This window comes from Type-E symbiont of Plautia stali (assembly GCF_059731115.1).
In genome coordinates this window covers 3,940,079-3,956,070 of record NZ_AP035906.1, presented here as the reverse complement: position 1 = coordinate 3,956,070, position 15,992 = coordinate 3,940,079, and the positions used below count along the sequence as shown (strand labels likewise).

Genomic DNA, 15,992 nt, shown 5'->3' with positions numbered 1-15,992 from the left:
AGCATGGTAGCGGAATTCCGCTGCGGTGACGACGCTTTGGAGGGGAACGATGTCGCAGCCACCTAAAATATTGCTGCTTTACGCCCATCCGGAAACACAGGATTCGATTGCTAATCGGGTTTTGCTGCAGTCGGCTATGGAACTGGACCACGTCACGGTGCACGATTTATACGCCCACTATCCGGATTTTTTCATTGATATTCATTACGAGCAGCAGCTGTTGCGCGAACACCAAATCATCGTTTTCCAGCATCCGTTGTATACCTATAGCTGCCCGGCTTTGCTGAAAGAGTGGCTGGATCGCGTGTTGTCGCGTGGGTTTGCCAGCGGCCAGGACGGGAATGCGCTGGAGGGCAAGTACTGGCGCAGCGTGGTGACCACCGGAGAACCGGAAACCGCGTATCACCATAACGGCCTGAATCGTTATCCGATGAGCGACATCATGCGTCCGTTTGAGCTGACGGCGCAGATGTGTCGTATGCACTGGATGACGCCGATGGTGATCTACTGGGCTCGCCGTCAGACGCCGGAAGTGATGCGCAATTATGCGCGCGCCTACCGTGACTGGCTCTCGTCACCATTGCCGCAGGGAGTGATGTGATGGAAGGTCAAACGTTACTCACTGCCGGAGTGATTTATCTGGTGGCCGCTGTGGTTGTGGTGCCGATTGCGGCCCGACTTGGTATTGGTGCCGTGCTGGGTTATCTGGTGGCAGGCATTGCCATCGGGCCGTGGGGGCTAGGCTTTATCAGCGACGTTGATGAGATTCTGCACTTCTCCGAACTCGGCGTGGTGTTCCTGATGTTCATCATCGGGCTGGAGTTGAATCCCGCCAAGCTTTGGGCGTTAAGGCGTTCAATCTTTGGCGTGGGCGCTGCGCAGGTATTGGTTTCTGCCGCGATTCTTGGTGTGCTGCTGTGGCTGACCAACTTTAGCTGGCAAGCCGCGGTGATCGGCGGGATTGGCCTGGCAATGTCTTCGACGGCTATGGCACTGCAATTGATGCGCGATAAAGGCATGAATCGCAGTGAAGCGGGTCAGCTCGGCTTCTCGGTGCTGCTGTTCCAGGATCTGGCCGTCATCCCCGCATTAGCCCTCGTGCCGCTGCTGGCCGGTGGCGACAGTGGCCATGTTGACTGGCTGAAAGTGGGCATGAAGGTGCTGGCGTTTGCTGGCATGCTGGTGGGCGGCCGTTATCTGCTGCGTCCGATTTTCCGCTTTATCGCTGCGTCGGGTGTCCGTGAAGTGTTCACGGCGGCTTCATTATTACTGGTGCTGGGCTCGGCGCTGTTTATGGATGCGCTCGGGCTGTCGATGGCGCTCGGCACCTTTATCGCCGGGATCCTGCTGGCCGAGAGTGAATATCGGCACGAGCTGGAAGTGGCGATCGAACCCTTCAAAGGGTTGCTGCTCGGGCTGTTCTTTATTTCCGTCGGCATGGCGCTGAATTTGGGCGTGCTCTATACCCATATCGCGGAGATTATCCTTGGCGTAGTGATTCTCGTGGCGGTCAAGACGCTGGTGCTCTATGTGCTGGGCCGTATTTATGGTTTACGCAGTTCCGAGCGCCTGCAGTTTGCCGGGGTGCTTAGCCAGGGCGGTGAATTTGCTTTTGTGCTGTTTTCAGCGGCATCGTCGGCCAAACTGTTTAGCGGCGATCAATTACCACTGTTGCTGGTGACGGTGACGCTGTCGATGATGACCACACCGCTGTTGATGCAGGGGGTGGATAAAATTCTCGCACGTCGGTTCAATGAGCCCGATGATGACAATGAGAAGCCGTTTGTCGAAGATGATCAGCCGCAGGTCATTGTGGTTGGCTTTGGTCGTTTTGGTCAGGTGGTGGGCCGCTTGCTGATGGCTAACAATAAGCGTATTACGGTGCTGGAGCGTGACATCTCGGCTGTCAGCCTGATGCGCAAATATGGCTATAAGGTTTACTACGGCGATGCCACTGAGCTTGAGTTACTGCGTGCTGCCGGTGCGGAGAATGCACAATCCATTGTGATTACCTGCAATGATCCGGAAGATTCGATGTCCATCGTTCACCTTTGCCAGCAGCACTTCCCGCAGCTGGAAATTCTGGCGCGTGCGCGTGGCCGTGTGGAAGCCCATGAATTACTGCAAGCGGGCGTAACGTTGTTCTCGCGTGAAACCTTCTCAAGTGCGCTGGAGCTGGGACGCAAAACGCTGATTTCACTCGGCATGCATCCGCATCAGGCGCAACGCGCGCAACAGCATTTCCGCCGACTCGATATGCGCATGCTACGTGAACTGGTGCCAAGCCACGATGATAATGCGCAGGCCTCACGTGTGCGTGAAGCTCGTCGTGAGTTAGAAGACATCTTCCAGCGCGAAATGCAGCATGAAAAACGTCAGATCGACGGTTGGGATGACGAGTAGGACTACACTTAACATATCCGTTGCTTAATAGCGGGCAGGAAAGAGTATGCGTAAACGTTTTATTGCTGGTGCGGTATGTCCGCAATGTCAGGAAAAAGACACGCTGGCGTTATGGCGTGAAAACAATGTCGAAGTGGTGGAGTGCGTGCAGTGCGGCCATCAAATGCGTGAAGCGGATAAACAAGTTCGCGATAAGGTGCGCAGCAATGAGCAAGTGATCGGCATTTTTCATCCTGAGTAGCAGAATGGCGCAGCTTTTTTTAAGCTTAAACTTACAGCGGGATTGAATTCCGCTACAATCGGCGCCATTAACGCTGAGCAGTATGCAGCAACACATTTGTTGGCATCCTCAGTCTTGAACCTTTCTGGTTGGTTATTGCACGCAAAATAGACCAATGAGACGGGATCTCAGTTCTCAACGGTTAGGAGATATCATGAAAGTAGCAAAAGACCTGGTGGTGAGCCTGGCGTATCAGGTTCGTACCGAAGACGGTGTGTTGGTTGACGAGTCACCGGTGAGTGCACCGTTGGACTATCTGCACGGTCATGGTTCCCTGATTTCTGGTCTGGAAAAAGCGCTGGAAAATCACTCGGTTGGCGATAAGTTTGATGTGCATATTCCGGCAAACGACGCTTACGGTCAGTACGATGACAACCTGGTGCAGCGTGTACCAAAAGACGTGTTCATGGGCGTCGACGAACTGCAGGTTGGCATGCGCTTCCTGGCAGAAACCGATCAGGGTCCAGTGCCGGTTGAAATCACTGAAGTGGAAGACGAGCACGTTGTGGTTGATGGTAACCACATGCTGGCGGGTCAGAACCTGAACTTCAACGTGGAAGTGGTAGCGATCCGTGAAGCAACGGAAGAAGAAATCGCACACGGCCATGTACATGGTGCAGATGGTCATCATCATGACCACGATCACGACCATGGTCACGATCACGGCCAGGGCGGTTGTGGTACTGGCGGTTGCGGTTGCAGCCACTAAGTTCTGCATTGAACAACAAAAGGCCACCTTCAGGTGGCCTTTTGCTTTAATAGTGCGGTGGTGGCGTCTCTTCGGACTGCGAAGCAATCGGTGAAGGTGTCGCGGCTTTCACTTTATCCACTAATAAACGTACCTGTTCGCGCATACGACTCATCTCCAGTTCATGTTGAGTCACCGTCAGATTGAGCTGATCGATGGTGTGCTCCTGAAATGCCAGTTTGCTCTCCAGCGCCTCAAGACGTTGTTCCCACTCTTCATGCTGCATCATTTCTTCTCCTGTCACGGTGCTGCGCCTGGCGCGTATCGGGCGTGATTCTACGGTCTTTAGCGGCAGAATCACCCGATTTTTAACCTTTATGGGGCTTTGCGGTTGAAATCAGCGCTAATGCCTTCATCTCTGGTGAAACTTCCTGATGCAAAAAAGGTCGGATGTTAAGCGGGTAATTACGTTGTGGGAGTGTTCGCCGCTGCCACGTAAAGTTATAGTGTGGGCCACTGTCCGCAATGATTCCCGAGGTTTAGATGCTTCGGTTTTGGAGAAAGGATGAAATCACTGTTTAAAGTCACATTGTTAGCTACCACCATGGCCATTGCGCTGAATGCACCGCTGGCAATGGCAGCTGAAACCGCTGCGGCTCCGGCTGACGCTGCTCAGGCAGCACCGCAGGCACCGAAAAATGCTGCCTTCAAAAATGAAGACCAGCAGTCAGCTTATGCGCTGGGTGCTTCTTTGGGTCGCTACATGGACAACTCTCTGAAGGAACAAGAGAAACTGGGCATCAAACTGGACAAAGATCAGTTGATCGCAGGTGTTCAGGATGCATTCGGTGGCAAGAGCAAACTGTCTGATCAAGAGATCGAGCAGACACTGCAAGCCTTCGAAGGCCGCGTGAAAGGCGCTGCACAGGCGAAGATGGAAAAAGACGCGAAAGAGAACTCTGACAAGGGTGCCGCTTACGCTGATAAATTCGCCAAAGAAAAAGGCGTGAAGAAAACTGAATCTGGCTTGCTGTATCAGGTTGAGAAAGAAGGCACCGGTGACGCACCTAAAGACAGCGACACCGTCGTCGTGAACTATAAAGGTACGCTGATCGACGGTACCGAGTTCGATAACTCTTACACCCGTGGCGAGCCACTGTCATTCCGTCTCGACGGCGTGATCCCAGGCTGGACCGAAGGTCTGAAGCACGTGAAGAAAGGCGGCAAGATCAAGCTGGTGATCCCACCGAACCTGGCTTACGGCAAAAATGGCGTTCCGGGCATTCCGGCCAACTCAACGCTGGTATTTGATGTTGAGCTGCTGGATATCAAGCCAGCGCCAAAAGCGGATGAGAAAGCACAGGCTCCGGCCGCTGCTGATAAGAAAGCGCAGTAATCTGCTTGCGCTTCTGACGCCGCCTCCGGGCGGCGTTTTTATTTGTCCGCCAGACTTGAGCTGCGCTGGCTGTGCTCGCCATCCTCACTCATGCTCAGGGCATGAACCAACATGCCGTCTTGCAGCAACCCAAATTGTTTAGGGGAATGAGTAAAGCTCTGGCTAAACATCCCGACATTTGCCAGACTAGCGCCTGCACAACTATCACAATATGAGTCTGCCCCAAAGCTGTCGAGACAGGCTCCAGCCATTTAGGGTAATGTCTTCGATGTCTAATCCATTCAATCCCGGTGAACTGACTGACTTCGATTTACTGGAGCAACGTCCGTTTGAGCAAGCCGATTACGATATTCTCAAATCTTACGAAGCCGTCGTTGATGGCCTCGCGATGCTGATCGGCTCGCACTGCGAAATCGTGCTGCACTCACTGGAAGATTTGAAATGCTCCGCCGTGCGCATCGCCAACGGTGAACATACCGGCCGTAAAGTGGGCTCGCCGATTACCGATTTGGCACTGCGCATGCTGCACGATATGCATGGCGCTGACAGCAATGTGTCCCGCGCATACTTCACGCGCGCTAAGAGCGGCGTGCTGATGAAATCGGTCACCATCGCGATTCGCAATCGTCAGCAGCGCGTGATTGGCCTGCTGTGTATTAACATGAACCTTGATGTGCCGTTCTCGCAGATTATGTCGACCTTTATGCCGCCGGAAATGCAGCAGGTAGATTCCAACGTCAACTTTGCCAGCTCAGTCGAAGACCTGGTGATGCAAACGCTGGAATTTACCATTGAGGAAGTGAGCAACGACCGCAATGTGTCGAACAACGCCAAGAATCGCCAGATTGTGCTCAACCTGTACGAGAAGGGAATTTTTGATATCAAGGATGCGATTAACCAGGTCGCTGACCGTCTCAATATTTCCAAGCACACGGTTTACCTCTACATCCGTCAGTTTAAAAGCGGTGACTTCCAGGGGCAGGATCGCTAATGCGTTATACCTTACTGGTGACGGGGCCGGCATACGGTACGCAGAATGCCAGTAGTGCATTGCTGTTTGCTCGTGCGTTGCTCAAAGCAGGGCACCAGTTGGAAAGTGTTTTCTTTTATAGAGAAGGCGTGCTGAATGCCAATCAGCTCACTTCACCTGCCAGCGATGAAGTCGATGTGGTGCGCGCATGGCAGCAACTGCGCGAAGAGAGTGGTGCCGCGCTAAATATTTGCGTGGCTGCCGCATTGCGCCGTGGCGTGACGGATGAGCAGGAAGCGACGCGCTTGCAACTGGTGGGCAGTAATTTGCAGCCTGGTTTTGAACTGAGCGGCTTAGGTGCGCTGGCAGAAGCTGCGTTGAGCTGTGATCGTCTGGTGCAATTCTGATGAATCGTGTGGCATTTCTTTTCACTCAGGCACCCCACGGCAGCAGCGCGGGCAGGGAAGGGCTGGATGCGGTGCTGGCCACTGGCGCGCTCAGCGAAGACATTGGACTGTTCTTTATTGGCGATGGCGTGCTGCAACTGCAACGCGCACAGCAGCCTGAGCAGATTTTGGCTCGCAACTATATCGCGACGTTCGGCGTGCTCGATCTCTACGACATCGACCAGTGTTTCGCCTGCCGAGAGTCACTTGATGCGCGCGGGCAAAGCCTGACGGCTGAACGCGTGATGACGGCTGAAGTGCTGGATGCCGCGACACTGCGCCAGAAACTCGCCACTTATCATCGAATCCTTCGTTTCTGAGAATCCAACATGCTCTACACGCTGCTGCAATCACCCTGGCAATGCGATATCGATAGCCTGTTACTGCTGATGCAGGAGGGCGACGACTTGCTGCTAATGCAGGATGGCGTCACGGCCGCGCTTGAGGGCAGCCAGATGTTCATCAAGCTGCAAGCCTCTCCGGCCGCGCTTTGGGTTCTTGAGGAAGATGTGGTCGCGCGTGGGTTGGTTGAGCAAATTTCGACCAAAGTAGCACGTTTGGACTATACTGGTTTCGTTGCGATGACGGTGAAGCACCAACAACAAGTGGCCTGGTAGCAAGGAAAACCTGGTTATTTCTTGACACCCTTTTGACACAGCCCTAAAATTCTGCCTCCTCGTAGTAATACGAGGCGATTTATTACGTGTTTACGAAGCAAAAAGCTAAATCCCAGGAGCTATTTAATGGCAACAGTTAACCAGCTGGTTCGCAAACCACGCGTACGCAAAGTTGCAAAGAGCAACGTGCCTGCGCTGGAAGCTTGCCCGCAGAAACGTGGTGTTTGTACTCGTGTGTACACCACTACCCCTAAAAAACCAAACTCAGCACTGCGTAAAGTTTGCCGTGTGCGTTTGACTAACGGTTTTGAAGTTACCTCCTACATCGGCGGTGAAGGTCATAACCTCCAGGAACACTCAGTGATCCTGATTCGTGGCGGTCGTGTTAAAGACTTGCCAGGTGTGCGTTACCACACCGTTCGCGGCGCGCTTGACTGCTCAGGTGTTAAAGACCGTAAGCAGTCACGCTCCAAGTACGGCGTGAAGAAGCCAAAGGCTTAATGGTTCTCCGTTAAGTAAGGCCAAACATTTTCACTTTAATGTCAAAATAAACTCGTAGAGTTTTGGACAATCCTGAATTAACAACGGAGTATTTCCATGCCACGTCGTCGCGTCATTGGTCAGCGTAAAATCCTGCCAGATCCTAAGTTCGGATCAGAATTGCTGGCTAAATTTGTAAACATCCTGATGGTAGATGGTAAAAAATCTACTGCAGAATCTATCGTCTATACCGCACTTGATACCCTGGCTCAACGTGCAGGTAAAGATGGTCTGGAAGCTTTCGAAGTTGCACTCGAAAACGTACGTCCGACTGTAGAAGTTAAGTCACGTCGCGTTGGTGGTTCAACCTACCAGGTTCCAGTTGAAGTCCGTCCGGTTCGTCGTAATGCTCTGGCAATGCGTTGGATCGTTGAAGCTGCTCGTAAACGCGGTGATAAATCAATGGCTCTTCGCCTGGCGAACGAACTTTCTGACGCTGCAGAGAACAAAGGTACTGCAGTTAAGAAACGTGAAGACGTTCACCGTATGGCTGAAGCCAACAAGGCGTTCGCACACTACCGCTGGTAACAGCCACGTAGTTGTTATTAACCCAGCGGGCGTCCCAGTGGCTTACCTGCTGGGCTTTTTTAACTTAGAACGTCTCAGAATCAGAGGAATCAAATGGCTCGTAAAACACCCATTGAGCGCTATCGTAACATCGGTATCAGTGCTCACATCGACGCCGGTAAAACTACCACTACCGAACGTGTTCTGTTCTACACCGGTGTAAACCACAAGATCGGTGAAGTGCATGACGGCGCCGCAACCATGGACTGGATGGAGCAGGAACAGGAACGTGGTATTACCATCACTTCCGCTGCAACCACCTGTTACTGGTCAGGTATGGCTAAGCAGTTCGAGCCACACCACGTCAACATCATTGACACCCCGGGACACGTTGACTTCACCATCGAAGTTGAGCGTTCTATGCGTGTGCTTGATGGCGCAGTAATGGTTTACTGTGCGGTTGGTGGTGTTCAGCCACAGTCTGAAACCGTATGGCGCCAGGCTAACAAATATAAAGTTCCACGCATCGCGTTCGTTAACAAAATGGACCGCATGGGTGCTAACTTCCTGAAAGTTGTTGATCAGATGAAAACGCGCCTGGGTGCAAACCCGGTTCCGCTTCAGCTGGCAATCGGCGCAGAAGAGAAATTCACCGGTGTTGTTGACCTGGTGAAAATGAAAGCCATCAACTGGAACGATGAAGATCAGGGCGTTACCTTCGTTTACGAAGATATCCCAGCTGATATGCAGGAACTGGCTGATGAATGGCGTGCGAATCTGGTTGAAGCCGCTGCAGAAGGTTCTGATGAGCTGATGGAGAAATTCTTCGGCGGTGAAGAGCTGACTGAAGAAGAGATCAAAACTTCTCTGCGTAAGCGCGTGCTGAAAAACGAAATCATCCTGGTTACCTGTGGTTCTGCATTTAAGAACAAAGGTGTTCAGGCGATGCTGGATGCGGTAGTTGAATACCTGCCAGCACCGACTGACGTTACCGCGATCAACGGTATGCTGGACGACGGTAAAGACACGCCGGCTGAGCGTCATTCTGACGACAACGAGCCGTTTGCTGCTCTGGCGTTCAAAATCGCAACCGACCCGTTTGTGGGTAACCTGACCTTCTTCCGCGTTTACTCTGGTGTTGTTAACACCGGTGACACCGTGTTCAACCCGGTTAAGTCAAACCGTGAGCGTCTGGGCCGTATCGTTCAGATGCACGCTAACAAACGTGAAGAGATCAAAGAAGTTCGTGCGGGCGACATCGCAGCTGCGATCGGCCTGAAAGATGTGACCACTGGTGACACCCTGTGTGATCCAGAAAATGTCATCATTCTTGAGCGCATGGAATTCCCAGAGCCAGTAATCTCTATCGCCGTTGAGCCGAAAACCAAAGCTGACCAGGAAAAAATGGGTCTGGCTCTGGGTCGTCTGGCAAAAGAGGATCCATCTTTCCGCGTATGGACTGATGAAGAATCTAACCAGACCATCATCGCGGGTATGGGTGAGCTGCACCTCGACATCATCGTTGACCGTATGAAGCGTGAGTTCAACGTTGAAGCGAACGTCGGTAAACCACAGGTTGCTTATCGCGAAGCGATTCGCGCTAAAATCACCGATGTTGAAGGTAAACACGCTAAGCAGTCTGGTGGTCGTGGTCAGTACGGTCATGTTGTTATCGACATGTACCCACTGGAGCCGGGTTCTAACCCTAAAGGTTATGAATTCGTCAACGACATCAAGGGTGGTGTGATTCCAACTGAATACATCCCTGCGGTTGATAAAGGTATCCAGGAGCAGCTGAAGTCTGGTCCACTGGCCGGTTACCCGGTAGTAGATCTGGGTGTTCGTCTGCACTTCGGTTCTTACCATGACGTTGACTCCTCTGAGCTGGCGTTTAAACTGGCCGCTTCTTTAGCCTTCAAAGATGGCTTTAAGAAAGCACAGCCCGTTCTGCTTGAGCCTATCATGAAGGTTGAAGTAGAGACTCCGGAAGAGAACACCGGTGACGTTATCGGTGACCTTAGCCGTCGTCGTGGTATGCTCAAAGGACAGGAATCTAACGCTACTGGCGTTCAGATCCATGCTGAAGTTCCACTGTCTGAAATGTTCGGATATGCAACCCAGCTGCGTTCTCTGACTAAAGGCCGTGCTTCTTACTCCATGGAGTTCCTGAAGTACGATGATGCGCCGAACAACGTCGCTCAGGCCGTTATTGAAGCTCGTAGCAAATAAGCTACGGTTTAAAAATTGTGAACTGATGCCTTCATGACTCATGAAGGCACAACGTAAGGAATTATCGCCATGGCGAAAGAGCAATTTCAGCGTAACAAACTGCACGTAAACGTTGGCACCATCGGTCACGTTGACCATGGTAAAACCACTCTGACTGCAGCTATCACCACCGTTCTGGCTAAAACCTACGGCGGCTCTGCTAAAGCGTTCGATCAGATCGATAACGCACCAGAAGAGAAAGCTCGTGGTATCACCATCAACACTTCACACGTTGAATATGAAACCCCGACTCGCCACTACGCGCACGTTGACTGCCCAGGCCACGCCGACTATGTGAAAAACATGATCACCGGTGCTGCGCAGATGGACGGCGCGATCCTGGTTGTTGCTGCGACTGATGGCCCAATGCCACAGACCCGTGAGCACATCCTGCTGGGTCGTCAGGTTGGCGTTCCTTACATCATCGTGTTCCTGAACAAGTGCGACATGGTTGATGATGAAGAGCTGCTGGAACTGGTAGAGATGGAAGTTCGCGATCTGCTGTCAGCTTACGACTTCCCAGGCGACGATACTCCAATCGTACGCGGTTCTGCTCTGCAGGCACTGAACGGTGTTGCTGAGTGGGAAGAGAAGATCATTGAGCTGGCTGGTCACCTGGATAACTACATCCCAGAGCCAGTACGTGCAATCGACCTGCCGTTCCTGCTGCCAATCGAAGACGTATTCTCAATCTCAGGCCGTGGTACTGTTGTAACCGGTCGTGTTGAGCGCGGTATCGTTAAAGTGGGCGACGAAGTTGAAATCGTTGGTATCAAGGCGACTGTTAAGTCTACCTGTACTGGCGTTGAAATGTTCCGTAAGCTGCTGGACCAGGGTCAGGCGGGTGAAAACTGTGGTGTTCTGCTGCGCGGTATCAAGCGTGAAGACATCCAGCGTGGTCAGGTACTGGCTAAACCAGGCACCATCAAGCCACACACCAAGTTCGTATCAGAAGTATACGTACTGTCTAAAGACGAAGGCGGCCGTCATACTCCGTTCTTCAAAGGCTACCGTCCGCAGTTCTACTTCCGTACTACTGACGTGACTGGTAACGTTGAGCTGCCAGAAGGCGTTGAGATGGTAATGCCAGGCGACAACGTGAAAATGACCGTTGAGCTGATCCACCCAATCGCGATGGACCAGGGTCTGCGTTTCGCAATCCGTGAAGGCGGCCGTACTGTTGGTGCGGGCGTTGTTGCTGAAGTTCTCGCTTAATTGCGTTAATGTCGGTGGTTGCTTAGGTAGCCACCGCAGCACGAAAAGAGAGCACTTCGGTGCTCTTTTTTTTTGCCTGAAATTCACCGCTCAAGCCAATCCCACACAAAAGCTACGTTTGAAATAAAAACCATTCTCATTTACACTTTGATCAGAATTTGTACTGGAGTCGCAGTAAATGTACGTCTGTCTGTGTAATGCCGTGAGTGACAAAACCCTCCGTGAAGTAGTGCGTCGCTATCAGCCCAAATCGATCCAACATCTTCGTCAACTGGTTCCTATCGGAAAACAGTGTGGTAAGTGCATCCGTTTTGCGCGCGAGATTATGGATGATGAGCTGCAGAAGGTACCGCTGTACAAAGAAATCGCTTAGGTCGATTCGACATCCTCCGGCAATAACCACAAAAACAGTCCTGTTTTTTTGACTTCTTTTTATCCGCATCTACGATCTATTTACCTGGAAGCGGAGGAAGCAAAATGAAGGGCGACAGTAAAATCATAACTCATCTCAATAAACTGCTGGGGAATGAACTGGTTGCGATTAATCAGTACTTTCTTCATGCACGTATGTTCAAAAACTGGGGGCTTATTCGCCTCAACGATGTCGAATATCACGAATCCATCGATGAAATGAAGCATGCGGACAAATACATCGAGCGCATTCTTTTCCTTGAAGGGATTCCAAATTTGCAGGATCTCGGCCGGTTGCGTATTGGTGAAGATGTCCCGGAAATGTTGCAATCCGATCTGACGCTGGAGTTAGAAGGGGCGAAGGATTTACGTGAAGCGATTGCCTATGCCGACAAGGTGCATGATTACGTCAGCCGCGACATGATGATTGAGATTCTGGGTGAGGAAGAGCATCACATTGACTGGCTGGAAACAGAACTCGACCTGATTCAAAAACTCGGTTTGCAGAATTACCTGCAGGCGCAATTAAAAGAAGAAAGCACAGACTAAAACCCTTTCGTTGTAGCAATGTCACAGAGCCTGTAGGGGGAAATATCGAGCCCCATACAGGCTTTTTCGTATTTAGTCCGCAATTGATGTGGTTAAAAACGCATCACGGGTTGCTTCCTGAACTGATTTGCGTATAATGCGCGGGCCTGCCGATATTGGTATGGCGCGATTCGAGCAGAATCGCAGGTGATAGCAAGCTATGTATCACCTGACAATACTCCCGATTGGGGAGTTATATGCTGAACGATTACACTCCTCCATCAATCGTAATGGGTGTGGGTAGTAATTCTTTTCGTTTATAAAATGTTTGGAGCCTTGGTCTCATGTCGAACCAAAGAATCCGTATCCGTCTTAAAGCGTTTGATCATCGCCTGATCGATCAATCAACCGCGGAAATCGTTGAGACTGCCAAGCGCACTGGCGCGCAGGTACGTGGTCCGATCCCGCTGCCAACTCGCAAAGAGCGTTTCACCGTTCTGATCTCTCCGCACGTTAACAAAGACGCGCGCGATCAGTACGAGATCCGTACTCACAAGCGTCTGGTAGACATCGTTGAGCCAACTGAAAAAACCGTTGATGCACTGATGCGTCTGGATCTGGCTGCCGGTGTTGACGTGCAGATCAGCCTGGGTTAATCAGGTCATCGAGCGATTGAGAGGTTGATACAATGATTGGTTTAGTCGGTAAAAAAGTGGGCATGACTCGCATCTTCACTGAAGATGGCGTTTCAATCCCAGTAACCGTAATCGAAGTTGAAGCAAACCGCGTTACTCAGGTCAAAGGCCTGGAAAACGACGGTTACCAGGCTATCCAGGTGACCACCGGTGCTAAAAAAGCAAACCGTGTGAGCAAGCCGGAAGCAGGTCATTTTGCTAAAGCTGGCGTTGAAGCTGGCCGTGGTCTGTGGGAATTCCGCACCGAAGGTGAAGAGTACTCAGTAGGCCAGAGCATCAGTGTTGAAATTTTCGCTGACGTTAAAAAAGTAGACGTTACCGGTACCTCTAAAGGTAAAGGTTTCGCAGGTACCGTTAAGCGCTGGAACTTCCGTACCCAGGACGCTACACACGGTAACTCCTTGTCTCACCGCGTTCCGGGTTCTATCGGTCAGAACCAGACTCCGGGCAAAGTGTTCAAAGGCAAGAAAATGGCTGGTCAACTGGGTAACGAGCGCGTAACCGTTCAGAGCCTGGAAGTGGTACGTGTTGACGCTGAGCGCAACCTGCTGCTGGTCAAAGGTGCTGTCCCGGGTGCAACCGGCAGCGACCTGATTGTTAAACCAGCTGTGAAGGCGTAAGGGGATAGCAATGGAATTAGTACTGAAAGACGCGCAGAGCGCGCTGACTGTTTCCGAAACTACCTTCGGTCGTGATTTCAACGAAGCGCTGGTTCACCAGGTTGTTGTTGCTTATGCCGCTGGTGCTCGTCAGGGTACTCGTGCGCAGAAAACTCGTGCTGAAGTAACTGGTTCAGGCAAAAAGCCTTGGCGCCAGAAAGGTACCGGCCGTGCGCGTTCAGGTTCTGTAAAGAGCCCGATCTGGCGTTCAGGTGGCGTGACCTTCGCTGCGCGTCCACAGGACCACAGTCAAAAAGTTAACAAGAAGATGTACCGCGGCGCGCTGAAAAGCATCCTGTCCGAACTGGTACGTCAGGACCGTCTGATCGTTGTCGAGACGTTCTCTGTAGAAGCGCCTAAAACTAAGCTGCTGGCACAGAAACTGAAAGACATGGCGCTGGAAGACGTGCTAATCATCACCGGTGAACTGGATGAGAATCTGTTCCTGGCTGCGCGTAACCTGTACAAGGTTGACGTGCGTGATGCAGCAGGTATCGACCCAGTTAGCCTGATCGCCTTCGACAAAGTCGTTATGACTGCGGAAGCAGTTAAGCAAGTTGAGGAGATGCTGGCATGATCCGTGAAGAACGTCTGCTGAAAGTCGTACGTGCACCGCACGTATCTGAAAAAGCATCTACTGCGATGGAAAAAAGCAATACCATCGTTCTCAAAGTTGCTAAAGACGCGACCAAAGCAGAGATCGTTGCTGCTGTTGAGAAGCTGTTCGAAGTTGAAGTTAAAGACGTAAACACCCTGGTTGTTAAGGGTAAAGTTAAGCGTCACGGACAGCGTATCGGTCGTCGTAGCGACTGGAAAAAAGCTTACGTCACCCTGAAGGAAGGCCAGAATCTGGACTTCGTCGGCGGCGCTGAGTAAGTCGGAGGAGAAAGACAATGGCAGTTGTTAAATGTAAACCGACATCTCCGGGTCGTCGTCACGTAGTTAAAGTGGTGAACCCAGAGCTGCACAAGGGCAAACCTTTTGCTCCGCTGTTAGAAAAAAACAGCAAATCCGGTGGTCGTAACAACAATGGTCGTATCACTACCCGTCATATCGGTGGTGGTCACAAGCAGGCTTACCGTATTGTTGACTTCAAACGCAACAAAGATGGTATCCCAGCAGTTGTTGAGCGTCTTGAGTACGATCCGAACCGTTCTGCGAACATCGCACTGGTTCTGTACAAAGATGGCGAGCGCCGTTACATCCTGGCCCCTAAAGGCCTGAAAGCTGGTGATCAGGTTCAATCTGGCGTTGATGCTGCGATTAAAGCAGGTAACACCCTGCCAATGCGTAACATCCCGGTGGGTTCTACCGTTCACAACGTAGAAATGAAACCAGGCAAAGGCGGTCAGATTGCTCGCTCAGCTGGTACTTACGTGCAGATCGTTGCGCGTGATGGTTCCTACGTAACCCTGCGTCTGCGTTCAGGCGAAATGCGTAAAGTCGAAATCGACTGCCGCGCAACCCTGGGCGAAGTCGGTAACGCTGAGCACATGCTGCGCGTTCTGGGTAAAGCTGGTGCAACCCGTTGGCGTGGTGTTCGTCCTACCGTTCGCGGTACTGCGATGAACCCAGTCGATCACCCGCACGGTGGTGGTGAAGGTCGTAACTTTGGTAAGCACCCGGTAACTCCGTGGGGCGTTCAGACCAAAGGTAAGAAGACCCGTAGCAACAAGCGTACTGATAAATTTATCGTACGTCGCCGTAGCAAATAATTTTAGAGGATAAGCCATGCCACGTTCTCTCAAGAAAGGTCCTTTTATTGACCTGCACTTGCTGAAGAAGGTAGAGAAAGCGGTGGAAAGCGGTGACAAGAAGCCCCTGCGCACTTGGTCCCGTCGTTCAACGATCTTCCCTAACATGATCGGTTTGACCATCGCTGTCCATAATGGTCGTCAGCACGTTCCTGTCTTTGTATCCGACGAAATGGTCGGCCACAAACTGGGTGAATTTGCACCGACACGTACTTATCGCGGCCATGCTGCAGATAAGAAAGCCAAGAAGAAATAAGTAGGAGGAAGAGATGGAAACTATTGCTCAACATCGCCATGCTCGTTCTTCTGCTCAGAAGGTCCGCCTTGTTGCTGACCTGATTCGCGGTAAGAAAGTGTCGCAGGCTCTGGATATTCTGACCTACACCAACAAGAAAGCTGCTGTGTTGGTTAAGAAAGTCCTGGAATCTGCCATTGCGAACGCCGAACACAACGATGGCGCTGATATCGACGATCTGAAAGTCGCGAAAATCTTCGTAGACGAAGGCCCAAGCATGAAGCGCATTATGCCGCGTGCGAAAGGTCGTGCAGATCGCATCCTGAAGCGCACCAGCCACATTACTGTGGTTGTGTCCGATCGCTGAGACTCTGGAGACT

The 15,992-nt window shown here is 51.7% G+C and carries 23 protein-coding genes; 22 read left to right on the top strand and 1 reads right to left on the bottom strand.

What is annotated here, in order from left to right; all coding sequences use genetic code 11:
* Positions 1–49: 49 nt before the first annotated feature.
* From kefG to slyD, 4 genes are all read left to right on the top strand, one after another.
* Entirely contained in the window at positions 50–601 is a 552-nt protein-coding gene (gene kefG, locus AC6I8L_RS18330; protein WP_034830789.1) for a glutathione-regulated potassium-efflux system ancillary protein KefG, read from the top strand.
* Positions 601–2,403, top strand: coding sequence for a glutathione-regulated potassium-efflux system protein KefB (kefB, locus tag AC6I8L_RS18325; RefSeq protein ID WP_058960609.1), 1,803 nt, complete (start codon positions 601–603; stop codon positions 2,401–2,403). Before kefG ends, kefB begins: the two co-directional genes overlap by 1 nt.
* A 46-nt stretch (positions 2,404–2,449) precedes the next feature.
* A complete protein-coding gene (locus AC6I8L_RS18320; RefSeq protein ID WP_034830784.1) occupies positions 2,450–2,644 on the top strand; it encodes a YheV family putative zinc ribbon protein in 195 nt (64 codons plus the stop codon).
* Between the two features lie 193 nt (positions 2,645–2,837).
* A complete protein-coding gene (gene slyD, locus AC6I8L_RS18315) occupies positions 2,838–3,392 on the top strand; it encodes a peptidylprolyl isomerase (protein ID WP_058960610.1) in 555 nt (184 codons plus the stop codon).
* Between the two features lie 46 nt (positions 3,393–3,438).
* Here the strand turns inward: slyD and AC6I8L_RS18310 are convergent, their stop codons facing one another.
* Positions 3,439–3,657 (bottom strand): SlyX family protein, encoded by a 219-nt coding sequence (locus AC6I8L_RS18310; protein ID WP_034830802.1) that lies wholly within the window; start codon positions 3,655–3,657, stop codon positions 3,439–3,441.
* Positions 3,658–3,936: 279 nt separating this feature from the next.
* Here AC6I8L_RS18310 and fkpA point away from each other — a divergent pair, with 279 nt between their 5' ends.
* The 18 genes from fkpA (at position 3,937) to rplV (ending at position 15,979) form a co-directional block, all read left to right on the top strand.
* Positions 3,937–4,767 (top strand): FKBP-type peptidyl-prolyl cis-trans isomerase, encoded by an 831-nt coding sequence (gene fkpA / locus AC6I8L_RS18305; RefSeq protein ID WP_045833796.1) that lies wholly within the window; start codon positions 3,937–3,939, stop codon positions 4,765–4,767.
* A gap of 268 nt (positions 4,768–5,035) precedes the next feature.
* Positions 5,036–5,758 carry a helix-turn-helix transcriptional regulator gene (locus AC6I8L_RS18300; RefSeq protein ID WP_034830776.1) on the top strand — a complete coding sequence of 241 codons (723 nt, stop codon included), beginning with the start codon at positions 5,036–5,038 and terminating at the stop codon, positions 5,756–5,758.
* Entirely contained in the window at positions 5,758–6,144 is a 387-nt protein-coding gene (gene tusD, locus AC6I8L_RS18295; protein WP_058960611.1) for a sulfurtransferase complex subunit TusD, read from the top strand. The genes AC6I8L_RS18300 and tusD overlap by 1 nt, the downstream gene beginning before the upstream one ends.
* Positions 6,144–6,503, top strand: coding sequence for a sulfurtransferase complex subunit TusC (tusC, locus tag AC6I8L_RS18290; RefSeq protein WP_034830771.1), 360 nt, complete (start codon positions 6,144–6,146; stop codon positions 6,501–6,503). The genes tusD and tusC overlap by 1 nt, the downstream gene beginning before the upstream one ends.
* 9 nt (positions 6,504–6,512) lie before the next feature.
* Positions 6,513–6,800, top strand: coding sequence for a sulfurtransferase complex subunit TusB (gene tusB / locus AC6I8L_RS18285; RefSeq protein ID WP_034830769.1), 288 nt, complete (start codon positions 6,513–6,515; stop codon positions 6,798–6,800).
* A gap of 126 nt (positions 6,801–6,926) precedes the next feature.
* Complete coding sequence (rpsL, locus tag AC6I8L_RS18280; RefSeq protein WP_006120575.1) at positions 6,927–7,301, top strand: 30S ribosomal protein S12; 375 nt, start codon at positions 6,927–6,929, stop codon at positions 7,299–7,301.
* Positions 7,302–7,397: 96 nt separating this feature from the next.
* A complete protein-coding gene (gene rpsG, locus AC6I8L_RS18275; protein ID WP_007886246.1) occupies positions 7,398–7,868 on the top strand; it encodes a 30S ribosomal protein S7 in 471 nt (156 codons plus the stop codon).
* Between the two features lie 93 nt (positions 7,869–7,961).
* Complete coding sequence (fusA, locus tag AC6I8L_RS18270; RefSeq protein ID WP_034830766.1) at positions 7,962–10,076, top strand: elongation factor G; 2,115 nt, start codon at positions 7,962–7,964, stop codon at positions 10,074–10,076.
* Positions 10,077–10,145: 69 nt separating this feature from the next.
* A complete protein-coding gene (gene tuf, locus AC6I8L_RS18265; RefSeq protein ID WP_034830763.1) occupies positions 10,146–11,330 on the top strand; it encodes an elongation factor Tu in 1,185 nt (394 codons plus the stop codon).
* 178 nt (positions 11,331–11,508) lie between these two features.
* On the top strand, positions 11,509–11,703 hold the full coding sequence (bfd, locus tag AC6I8L_RS18260) for a bacterioferritin-associated ferredoxin (RefSeq protein ID WP_034830760.1): 195 nt from the start codon (positions 11,509–11,511) through the stop codon (positions 11,701–11,703).
* Between the two features lie 104 nt (positions 11,704–11,807).
* Entirely contained in the window at positions 11,808–12,290 is a 483-nt protein-coding gene (gene bfr, locus AC6I8L_RS18255) for a bacterioferritin (protein WP_034830757.1), read from the top strand.
* A gap of 323 nt (positions 12,291–12,613) precedes the next feature.
* Positions 12,614–12,925, top strand: coding sequence for a 30S ribosomal protein S10 (rpsJ, locus tag AC6I8L_RS18250; RefSeq protein ID WP_006120582.1), 312 nt, complete (start codon positions 12,614–12,616; stop codon positions 12,923–12,925).
* Between the two features lie 32 nt (positions 12,926–12,957).
* A complete protein-coding gene (gene rplC / locus AC6I8L_RS18245) occupies positions 12,958–13,584 on the top strand; it encodes a 50S ribosomal protein L3 (protein WP_038644330.1) in 627 nt (208 codons plus the stop codon).
* 10 nt (positions 13,585–13,594) lie between these two features.
* A complete protein-coding gene (rplD, locus tag AC6I8L_RS18240; protein ID WP_034830751.1) occupies positions 13,595–14,200 on the top strand; it encodes a 50S ribosomal protein L4 in 606 nt (201 codons plus the stop codon).
* Complete coding sequence (gene rplW / locus AC6I8L_RS18235; protein ID WP_034830749.1) at positions 14,197–14,499, top strand: 50S ribosomal protein L23; 303 nt, start codon at positions 14,197–14,199, stop codon at positions 14,497–14,499. The genes rplD and rplW overlap by 4 nt, the downstream gene beginning before the upstream one ends.
* A gap of 17 nt (positions 14,500–14,516) precedes the next feature.
* Positions 14,517–15,338 (top strand): 50S ribosomal protein L2, encoded by an 822-nt coding sequence (rplB, locus tag AC6I8L_RS18230; protein ID WP_034830746.1) that lies wholly within the window; start codon positions 14,517–14,519, stop codon positions 15,336–15,338.
* 16 nt (positions 15,339–15,354) lie between these two features.
* Entirely contained in the window at positions 15,355–15,633 is a 279-nt protein-coding gene (gene rpsS, locus AC6I8L_RS18225) for a 30S ribosomal protein S19 (RefSeq protein ID WP_001138115.1), read from the top strand.
* A gap of 13 nt (positions 15,634–15,646) precedes the next feature.
* Positions 15,647–15,979, top strand: coding sequence for a 50S ribosomal protein L22 (gene rplV, locus AC6I8L_RS18220; protein ID WP_007891659.1), 333 nt, complete (start codon positions 15,647–15,649; stop codon positions 15,977–15,979).
* Positions 15,980–15,992: the final 13 nt, after the last annotated feature.

Coding starts and splice junctions, on each gene's coding strand:
- rplV (WP_007891659.1), top strand. CDS start 15,647: ATGGAAACTATTGCTCAACATCGCCATGCTCGTTCTTCTGCTCAGAAG.
- bfr (WP_034830757.1), top strand. CDS start 11,808: ATGAAGGGCGACAGTAAAATCATAACTCATCTCAATAAACTGCTGGGG.
- rpsL (WP_006120575.1), top strand. CDS start 6,927: ATGGCAACAGTTAACCAGCTGGTTCGCAAACCACGCGTACGCAAAGTT.
- bfd (WP_034830760.1), top strand. CDS start 11,509: ATGTACGTCTGTCTGTGTAATGCCGTGAGTGACAAAACCCTCCGTGAA.
- kefB (WP_058960609.1), top strand. CDS start 601: ATGGAAGGTCAAACGTTACTCACTGCCGGAGTGATTTATCTGGTGGCC.
- fkpA (WP_045833796.1), top strand. CDS start 3,937: ATGAAATCACTGTTTAAAGTCACATTGTTAGCTACCACCATGGCCATT.
- fusA (WP_034830766.1), top strand. CDS start 7,962: ATGGCTCGTAAAACACCCATTGAGCGCTATCGTAACATCGGTATCAGT.
- AC6I8L_RS18320 (WP_034830784.1), top strand. CDS start 2,450: ATGCGTAAACGTTTTATTGCTGGTGCGGTATGTCCGCAATGTCAGGAA.
- rplB (WP_034830746.1), top strand. CDS start 14,517: ATGGCAGTTGTTAAATGTAAACCGACATCTCCGGGTCGTCGTCACGTA.
- tuf (WP_034830763.1), top strand. CDS start 10,146: ATGGCGAAAGAGCAATTTCAGCGTAACAAACTGCACGTAAACGTTGGC.
- rpsS (WP_001138115.1), top strand. CDS start 15,355: ATGCCACGTTCTCTCAAGAAAGGTCCTTTTATTGACCTGCACTTGCTG.
- tusB (WP_034830769.1), top strand. CDS start 6,513: ATGCTCTACACGCTGCTGCAATCACCCTGGCAATGCGATATCGATAGC.
- slyD (WP_058960610.1), top strand. CDS start 2,838: ATGAAAGTAGCAAAAGACCTGGTGGTGAGCCTGGCGTATCAGGTTCGT.
- rplW (WP_034830749.1), top strand. CDS start 14,197: ATGATCCGTGAAGAACGTCTGCTGAAAGTCGTACGTGCACCGCACGTA.
- AC6I8L_RS18310 (WP_034830802.1), bottom strand. CDS start 3,657: ATGCAGCATGAAGAGTGGGAACAACGTCTTGAGGCGCTGGAGAGCAAA.
- rplD (WP_034830751.1), top strand. CDS start 13,595: ATGGAATTAGTACTGAAAGACGCGCAGAGCGCGCTGACTGTTTCCGAA.
- AC6I8L_RS18300 (WP_034830776.1), top strand. CDS start 5,036: ATGTCTAATCCATTCAATCCCGGTGAACTGACTGACTTCGATTTACTG.
- tusD (WP_058960611.1), top strand. CDS start 5,758: ATGCGTTATACCTTACTGGTGACGGGGCCGGCATACGGTACGCAGAAT.
- tusC (WP_034830771.1), top strand. CDS start 6,144: ATGAATCGTGTGGCATTTCTTTTCACTCAGGCACCCCACGGCAGCAGC.
- rpsG (WP_007886246.1), top strand. CDS start 7,398: ATGCCACGTCGTCGCGTCATTGGTCAGCGTAAAATCCTGCCAGATCCT.
- rpsJ (WP_006120582.1), top strand. CDS start 12,614: ATGTCGAACCAAAGAATCCGTATCCGTCTTAAAGCGTTTGATCATCGC.
- kefG (WP_034830789.1), top strand. CDS start 50: ATGTCGCAGCCACCTAAAATATTGCTGCTTTACGCCCATCCGGAAACA.
- rplC (WP_038644330.1), top strand. CDS start 12,958: ATGATTGGTTTAGTCGGTAAAAAAGTGGGCATGACTCGCATCTTCACT.